Annotated in this window: 6 protein-coding genes; 4 read left to right on the plus strand and 2 right to left on the minus strand. The window is 52.3% G+C overall.

All coding sequences use genetic code 11. From position 1 onward, the window contains the following. Together FBQ85_23725 and FBQ85_23730 are read right to left on the minus strand one after the other, a co-directional pair. Positions 1-3,057, minus strand: a 3,057-nt coding sequence (locus FBQ85_23725) for a hypothetical protein (GenBank protein ID MDL1878149.1), incomplete at its 3' end; no start/stop codon positions are given. After that, positions 3,054-4,127, minus strand: a complete 1,074-nt coding sequence (locus FBQ85_23730) for a tetratricopeptide repeat protein (GenBank protein ID MDL1878150.1) — start codon at positions 4,125-4,127, stop codon at positions 3,054-3,056. The genes FBQ85_23725 and FBQ85_23730, both read right to left, overlap by 4 nt. Before the next feature lie 565 nt (positions 4,128-4,692). On the opposite strand from FBQ85_23730, the gene FBQ85_23735 reads away from it, so the two are divergent. From FBQ85_23735 to FBQ85_23750, 4 genes are all read left to right on the plus strand, one after another. Further along, a complete protein-coding gene (locus FBQ85_23735) occupies positions 4,693-5,361 on the plus strand; it encodes a tetratricopeptide repeat protein (protein ID MDL1878151.1) in 669 nt (222 codons plus the stop codon). Between the two features lie 458 nt (positions 5,362-5,819). Beyond that, positions 5,820-6,038: a DUF433 domain-containing protein gene (locus FBQ85_23740; GenBank protein ID MDL1878152.1), complete on the plus strand. Its 219-nt coding sequence runs from the start codon at positions 5,820-5,822 to the stop codon at positions 6,036-6,038. A 229-nt stretch (positions 6,039-6,267) separates the two neighbouring features. Beyond that, entirely contained in the window at positions 6,268-6,690 is a 423-nt protein-coding gene (locus FBQ85_23745) for a hypothetical protein (protein MDL1878153.1), read from the plus strand. Between the two features lie 11 nt (positions 6,691-6,701). Further along, entirely contained in the window at positions 6,702-7,070 is a 369-nt protein-coding gene (locus tag FBQ85_23750; protein ID MDL1878154.1) for a hypothetical protein, read from the plus strand. Positions 7,071-7,181: the final 111 nt, after the last annotated feature.

Genomic DNA, 7,181 nt, shown 5'->3' on the forward strand with positions numbered 1-7,181 from the left:
CCCGGTTTGATCAAAAACAACTTCACGCGTGAGGCTGAAACGGCCATCGCGAGCGAATTCATTGATCGTCGTGTCTGCCACCAACGTGTTATTCAAAAACAACCCGGCGGTGAATGCTTGTGTGACCGGCGCGAGTGAGTCGCCGAAAACTGCGGTTACGGCAACACGCTGATTGCGTTTAATCACCGGTTGATTGCGCGTCAACGCTTGCACGAACAAATCGGGCAATCGCTTGAGCACGCTGATTGGGACGATCACGCTCGAGGTCAAGCCGGCATTAGCAACTTGTTCCTGGGCAATGAACGTGACGCTGTATTGCCCGGCGCTGCCCAACGGCGGCCGCCACGAAAAATCGCCGCGCCCCTCGCCGCGATCGACAAAGCTTGCACCGTTAGGCAAATTTTGCGCGGCCAGGGTAAAGGTACTGTCTTCCGGATCACGCGCCACCAGCGTGAACGTGAGCAACTCTTCTTCGAAAACCGTCAGGACGCCGAGAGAATCAAATACCGGCGCATCGTTTACCGGCGTGACAATGACGATAACGCGCAAGGTGTCGCTGAAAAATCCATCAGAAGCGATAACCGTGAACGACGAATCACGGTCGCCTTCACGCGGTGTGCCGCGCACGGTGTCATTGGAGGCGGAGAGCCAGTGCGGCAGATTCAAGAAACGAAAGGTGGGTGAGCCGCCGTCCGGATCATCTGCCGTGGCGATATAGGTCGCTTGAATATCCTCGGTTGCGCGCAGCGTATCCGCAGAAGTAATCACGGGACCGGAATTGGAACCGCAGCCGCGCAACTGCACAATCACCAGGGGATTGGCCGGGTCCGTCGAACGAATTTGCAGGCTATCAACGAAATCGCCGAGACGATCGGGACGAAAGGCAATGGCAACGCGGATGGCGGTGCGCGGCGGGATGCGAAGGCCGGTCATGTTGACCAGCGGCACGAATTGGCTCGTCGAGGTCGATCCGCTCAAAATGTCCAGCGCAAAATTGCCGTGGTTTTCAATCACCAGCTCGCGAATCGCAGTCGCGCCCGGCGGCACACAGCCGAAATCTAGCGAGTCATTCGGCAAGAAAATGGCGGGCTGAACGCCGCGGCCTTGCAGAATGATGGCGCAGGTTTCATTGGCATTGAGGTGATCGTTCAGACGAATGAGCAGAACAGCGCTGTAACTCACGGTGTCCGTCGGCGCAAATTCGAGGCGAACCGGAACGTTCTCGCCCGCCGGCAGCGAACCGCTCGCGGGCAAAATGCGAAAATGAATACTGTCGCTGAGCGTGGTGCTGAATAAAAAATCCAGCGAGGTGTCATTCGGCAGAAAAAAACCACGCAAACCGGTGCTGCCCACCGCCACCTCGCCAAAATTGATGGTAGCAACATCGTTACCAAGCGAATCGACCAGGCCGCACGGCGTGAGGCGCTGGCCGCCATTGCGATAAATAACAAGTTGATTGTCGAGATAATTCGAAATGGCGAGATCATTGTCGCCATCGCGATCAACATCGAAGTAAGCAATCGCTTTCGCGCTGCGTACCGAATCAATATCGGCGAGCGACAAGGGATTCAGCAGCGCATTATCGCTATTGCGCAGCCAGGTGAGGCGATTATCCCAGAAGCGCGTCATAAAAATATCGAGATCACGGTCGGGCTGAAAAGGCGAGTTGGGCGTTACCGCGTCAATCGAATCAACGTCACACAACACAAACGATTGGCCGCGGCCGTCGAGCGTCAGGCTTTGTGTGGTATTGAACGTGTTTGCTCCGGCATTCCACGAGATCACGGAAAGCTGGGACGTGCCGGCGGCATTGCTCTCAGAAATTTTTCCAAGAAAAGGCAAATCAGAGCCGAGTACCACTAGCTCGCGGCGGCCATCGCCAACCAGATTTGCGCCGCGTCCGGCAATGTCGCCGGTTTTCAAATCAACCGGCGTGAGCGCAAGCGTGATAGCGCCCGCTTGCTCAAAAACGCCGGAGGCCTGGTTGCGAAAAATCGAGAGCGTGCGGTTGCCGCTATTTGCCACGACGAGATCAAGGTCGCTGTCGCCGTCAAAATCCCAGGCGGTGAGTTTGTTGGGCGAAGCGCCGACTTGCAAACGCTGGGCTTCAATGAAGAAACCCAGGCTGTCGTTGCGCAAAATGGCAAGCTGATCGATGCCGCTCATGGCCACGGCCAGATCGAGATCGCCGTCGCCGTCAAAATCGTGCGCAATTAAATCGCTGGGATGTTCGCCGGTGTCAAACACGCGCGGCGTGCTGAAGCCCAATGCGCCGTCGCCGGTAAACAGTTGCACGGTGTTGCTGTTGAAATTCGCCACCGCCAAATCCATATTGCCGTCGCTGTTGAAATCCGCGGCCACCGCGCTCACCGGCGTGGCTTGCGTTGCGAGGGTGGTCGAGAGAGTTACAAGCACGGCGCCGGAGGTTGCGCGAAACGTGTTGCGCAAGACCGTAATCTGATTCGAGCCGCGATGAACGACAGCCAGATCGATGAAACTGTCGTTATCAAAATCCGCGGGAATGATTTGCGTCGGCTCCTGGCTGTTATTGGAATTGAGATCGATCACCACAGGCGTGAAATTCGCCGTGCCAAAGGGATTTGCGATGGTGAAGCGCCACACCAGCGGTTGCGCCAATTCCGCGCCGGCGAGGCTGCGCACAGAATTTTTGAGAACAACCGTAATCTCTTCGCTCTCAATAAAACTCTGAAACGGCGCGAGTGACAGCGTGCTGGTCGAGGAATCGTAATTGAGCGAGCCTTGATATTCGCCGCGAAAACTGCCCCAGACGCGCAGCGGCCGTGAGCCGAGGGTGTTTTCATCAAGCGCTTGATCAAAGGTGACACGCACCGCGGCATTGGTCGCCGCATGCAAATCATCAGCGCGCGGCGTGATTGACACCACGCGCAATTGCGCCCACGCGGGCGCGGCCACAAAAGTCAGAATGATTGCAAAAATAAATGCCCGCGGAAAGAAACGGCTCAACGCTGAAGAAAGGATTGGTGGCGCGGTTTCATTGCGGCAAAACTCTTCTTTAATTAGAGACGATATTTTCATTCGATGCTTCCCTGCAACTGCTGGAGCTGTGATTGCAATTTTTGAACTTCGTTCTTCCGCCCCAACGCTTGTTCGGCAATGAGAAGATTTTGCAAAGCTTCAATGTCGTTCGGATGGCTTTGCACCAGCCTGGTATACCATTTCGACATGGTGGCGTAATCGCCGAGCTGCCAGGCGCAATCGCCCAGGTAGCGCAGCACATCTTTATTATCGCGGCCCAGACGCGCCGCGTCTTCGAATTGCAGCGCGGCATTGCGAAAATCGCCGCGGCGATAATAATGTGCGCCCAGCGCGGCAAAATCTTCCATGCTCAAAGAAACCGAAAGCAAGCGTTTGAGCGCATTTTCCGCTGCCAGATTCAGCGAGTCGCTCGCATTCGCGCTCGCCATGCGTTCGAGCGACAAGGCGCGGCAGCGCAGCGCGGAAAGATCGTTGCGCAGCAGCCGCAATGCCTCCTCGCTGGCGGCGATGGCCTGTTCATAAAGCCCGCGATCAAAATAAATGCGCAACAAGGCGTGGCGCGAGTCGAGATCATCCGGATCGAGCCGGCAGGCTTGCTCAAACACCGCTTGCGCCGCCGTGGTTTGCTGATGCGACAGCAACGCGGCGCCGAGCACGGGATAAGCGGCATGGCGTTCCGGCAGAATGAGCGTCGCATGCTGCAGGGCCGTGACGGCCTCCGGCGGCTGTTCGAGCAACAGGGCGCGCACGCCCTCATTGTAAGTTTCGCGCCAATACTTTTCTTTCAGTTGCAGCGCGGACTCCCGCAAACGGCCGCCATGTTTCTCAGCCGCGGCGAGAGCCTCGATCATCTCTGCAAATTTTTTCTGCGCGCCGAATAATTCCGCCAATTGATACTGCGCGCGGCCATCATCTGGATGCTGCGCAAGATGCTGCACCAACACAGTTTCGGCTTTCCCGGGCTGGCCGTTTCGCTCAAAATATTCCGCTTGTTTGAGCAATTGATTTTGACAGGCGCCCAAGCCGAGTGCCGCAGCAATAGCCAGGGCAGAGGTGATTTTGGTCATTTTTGAGGCAGGATGTTCGATGTTGATACGATTTTGAGCCATTACAATATTGTCGTCGCTTTCTTTTTCATCAGCACAAAATCGCAATTGTTGTAGTCAAAGGCGCCTAATTTAAGTGATCTTTGGCAAAAATTATAAACAATACTTAACAATTGCGCTGAATTTGCAATACTCGCGTTCAAATTGAAAAATCCATCGTCGAAAAAGGCAAATTCCATACCGCATCGTCACAAATTTTCGACAGATATTTTGCATATATAAGCAATGTAAGCGATTATAAACAATGATTATCTTGACTCCGGTATAATTTTTTCTTATTCTTGTCGCGTTCCAGTGTAAATAGTTTAAAGCTGCAGCGCGCAAGGATGTTCCCTCCCATGATTGAGCTTATAAGCTGTGAATTTGCATCAAATCGTTGTCGCAAAAGCGCGAAACGATCGCGCCACGGGTGTTGAGCGTTTTTGCTTTAACCGTTCCCAAGCTTACGCGAAGAGATACGCACGCACGTAAGGATATAGCGTAACCGCCGCTTACAGGCGGTTTTTCCCGGGCCAGGATTCCGGCCGTCTTCGACGAGGAAAGTTATATCGAACTTTAGGGAAGAAACATGCGGAAAAGTGATGATCGTTTTGCCGAGGCTGAACGACTGTGGGAAGACGGGGAATTTGAAAAAGCCATGGCGGTGTACAACCAGATCCTCTCCGACGAAACCATCCCGAAAATGGCGCGCGCCATCGTGTGCGAGTATATCGGGCGCCTGCACGTCGGCATGGGCAACATCGCCACCGCGGAAGAGTATTTGACCGCCGCGGTGAAAATGAATCCCGACGGGGTGGAACATCACGTGCAATTGGCGAATTGCCTGTGCCTCGCCAGCCGGCAGGAAGATGCCTGGGAATTGATTCATCAGCTTTACCGCCGCTTTCCGGAGCATCCCGCAGCCATGCACTACATGGGCAAAATGCTCGATGAACGCGGCGATCATGAGCGCGGCTTCGAACTGATGAAGCAGGCGATCAAACTGGATCCCATGAACGAACGCTTTCTCGCGGATTTGTCGTTTGCCTACATGATGCGCGGCAATGCGGGCGCGGCCATGATTTGCAGCGAAGAAGCCATGTCGCTCAACCCGAACGATGAAGTCGTGCAGTTCATCCACGAAGTTGCAACGGAATTCGAAAAACAGGAAAGCGAAAAACAAAAATCGCCGGCGCCCCGCACGCAATGGCGCAAACGTCGCAACCCCAGCCAGAAGGCCTCCCGCCCGGGCGTTTAGGAGTACCGTTTAAATAATTTACTCATTTCCTCGAAACCGCGAAGGCACGCTAAAAAACGCGAATAAGAAATATGATTAGCGCACATTCGCGTTAATTAGCGGTTCAAGGAAAAGAGTGTGTGAAAAGAGTGTGTTATTTAGTTGGCGTTCCTTCTTTCCCGCAAAACACCCACTTCCCGCTTAACGACCGCAAAAAAATCTTGCTTTACATCGCTGCTTTTTGCATACTCCTGCCAATGAATTCGGGCGGCTGCTGAAAACCTAAAATGTCGGCAGATTTTTGGAGGAGTCTTGATGCAAACCCCTTCACATTGCATTTCTTCCAACCGTTTATCAAAAAACGTTCACCAAGCTACGCCCATTTCAACCACTGCGTGCCCCTTTTTTTCGCAGGGAAACACTTGGCATGTAATACGAGCCATTGTATGGTTCGGGGGTGAAATGATGATGTACAACGAATCTCTATTGATCCCAATGTATGTCATGGCCAAGCCTGTATCAAAGGTAATCGTATTCCAGTACATCAAATAATTTTGATGCTTACAAACGGTGACACAATTGAGGCGCTACTCGAGGCCTATCCATCAATAACGTGTGAAGACATACTCGCTTGCCTGGAGTATGCTGGTACACTGGCAGAAAAACAACTCACACCGATTGAGGCGTTTGTAAGTTAGCCATGAAGATTTTAGTGGATGAAAAATATCCCATCGATTATTAACGAAGCGAAGCTTTTACCGGAGCTCTCAGCAGAGCGAATGAGATTGGCAGTGGTTCGAGTGTAACCGCCGGGCTGCTCCAACCAGGTCGCCTTTTGAAATGTATGACGAGAAATCGTTTCGTACGGCTCTCCGGGGGCAATCGGGGCGTAAACCATGTGACCTATAAACAAGGACTTTTATGCCAATGAAGATTAACCTCAGTGGGAATGCAGTGTTGACTTTTGAAACTCTTGAAGAGGCTTGCGACTGGCTTCAAAAGGAACGACAAGCGTGGTCTTGGCTAAATGGTATCACGGGTCAATTCCGCGACGAATCTGTGCCACGTTTATTTCGCGAGGGCTGGACTGCTGTTCAGTCAAGCATAGATAACGGTGATGAACATATTGTTGAGGAACGACTTATAGATTTATATAGAGACAAAGGCAAGCTCATACTAGCGGACTCCCAATTCGGTCGATATGTTAGACGAATAGCTGAAAAAAAAACCGCTGTTGCAAATGCGACAGTAATTTGCTTTCTTAAAAGCAACTTAACAAGATTCTCAGAAAAAAGACCCGGTGTTTCAAGTTGCAAGCGTAGCCTGGGCAGCATTTGTTCAGAGTATTGAACGATCTATCATTGATTCGCGAAAGCGGCGGGAAGTTAGTCTCGGAGCTACAAGAACAGCATAGTCGCTTTACCGAAACTTTCACTCAGTTGGTAGAGAAAAGCAATGCGCAGTTAGCTGAGATCAGAAGCGAATACGATGTGCTATCGAACGGTTTAGGACAAGAGCATAGTTCATTTTTAAGTGAAGCTAAACAAGATTACGAGAATCTAAAGGCCTTCTATCAAACAGAGCTCGCCCTTAAAGCACCCGTAAATTATTGGGCATACGTAGCCTCACGCCATCGAGTTTGGGCAGCCGTGTGGGGATCACTATTCGCTTTGCTTCTGTTGGGATTTGCAGCCATGATAATTAAGTCCGCACAAGAGATTTTGTCCTAAATTTAGTTGAAATTTCTGATGGCTCCTATCTTGAAGGCAGACAACCACATAATCAGGAGCCCTTGTGAAAAACAAGAAATCTGCTTCGCGGCCGGCGCGCCGGCCGCGAAA

The organism is Cytophagia bacterium CHB2 (assembly GCA_030263535.1).
Taxonomy (GTDB): Bacteria; Zhuqueibacterota; Zhuqueibacteria; order Zhuqueibacterales; family Zhuqueibacteraceae; genus Coneutiohabitans.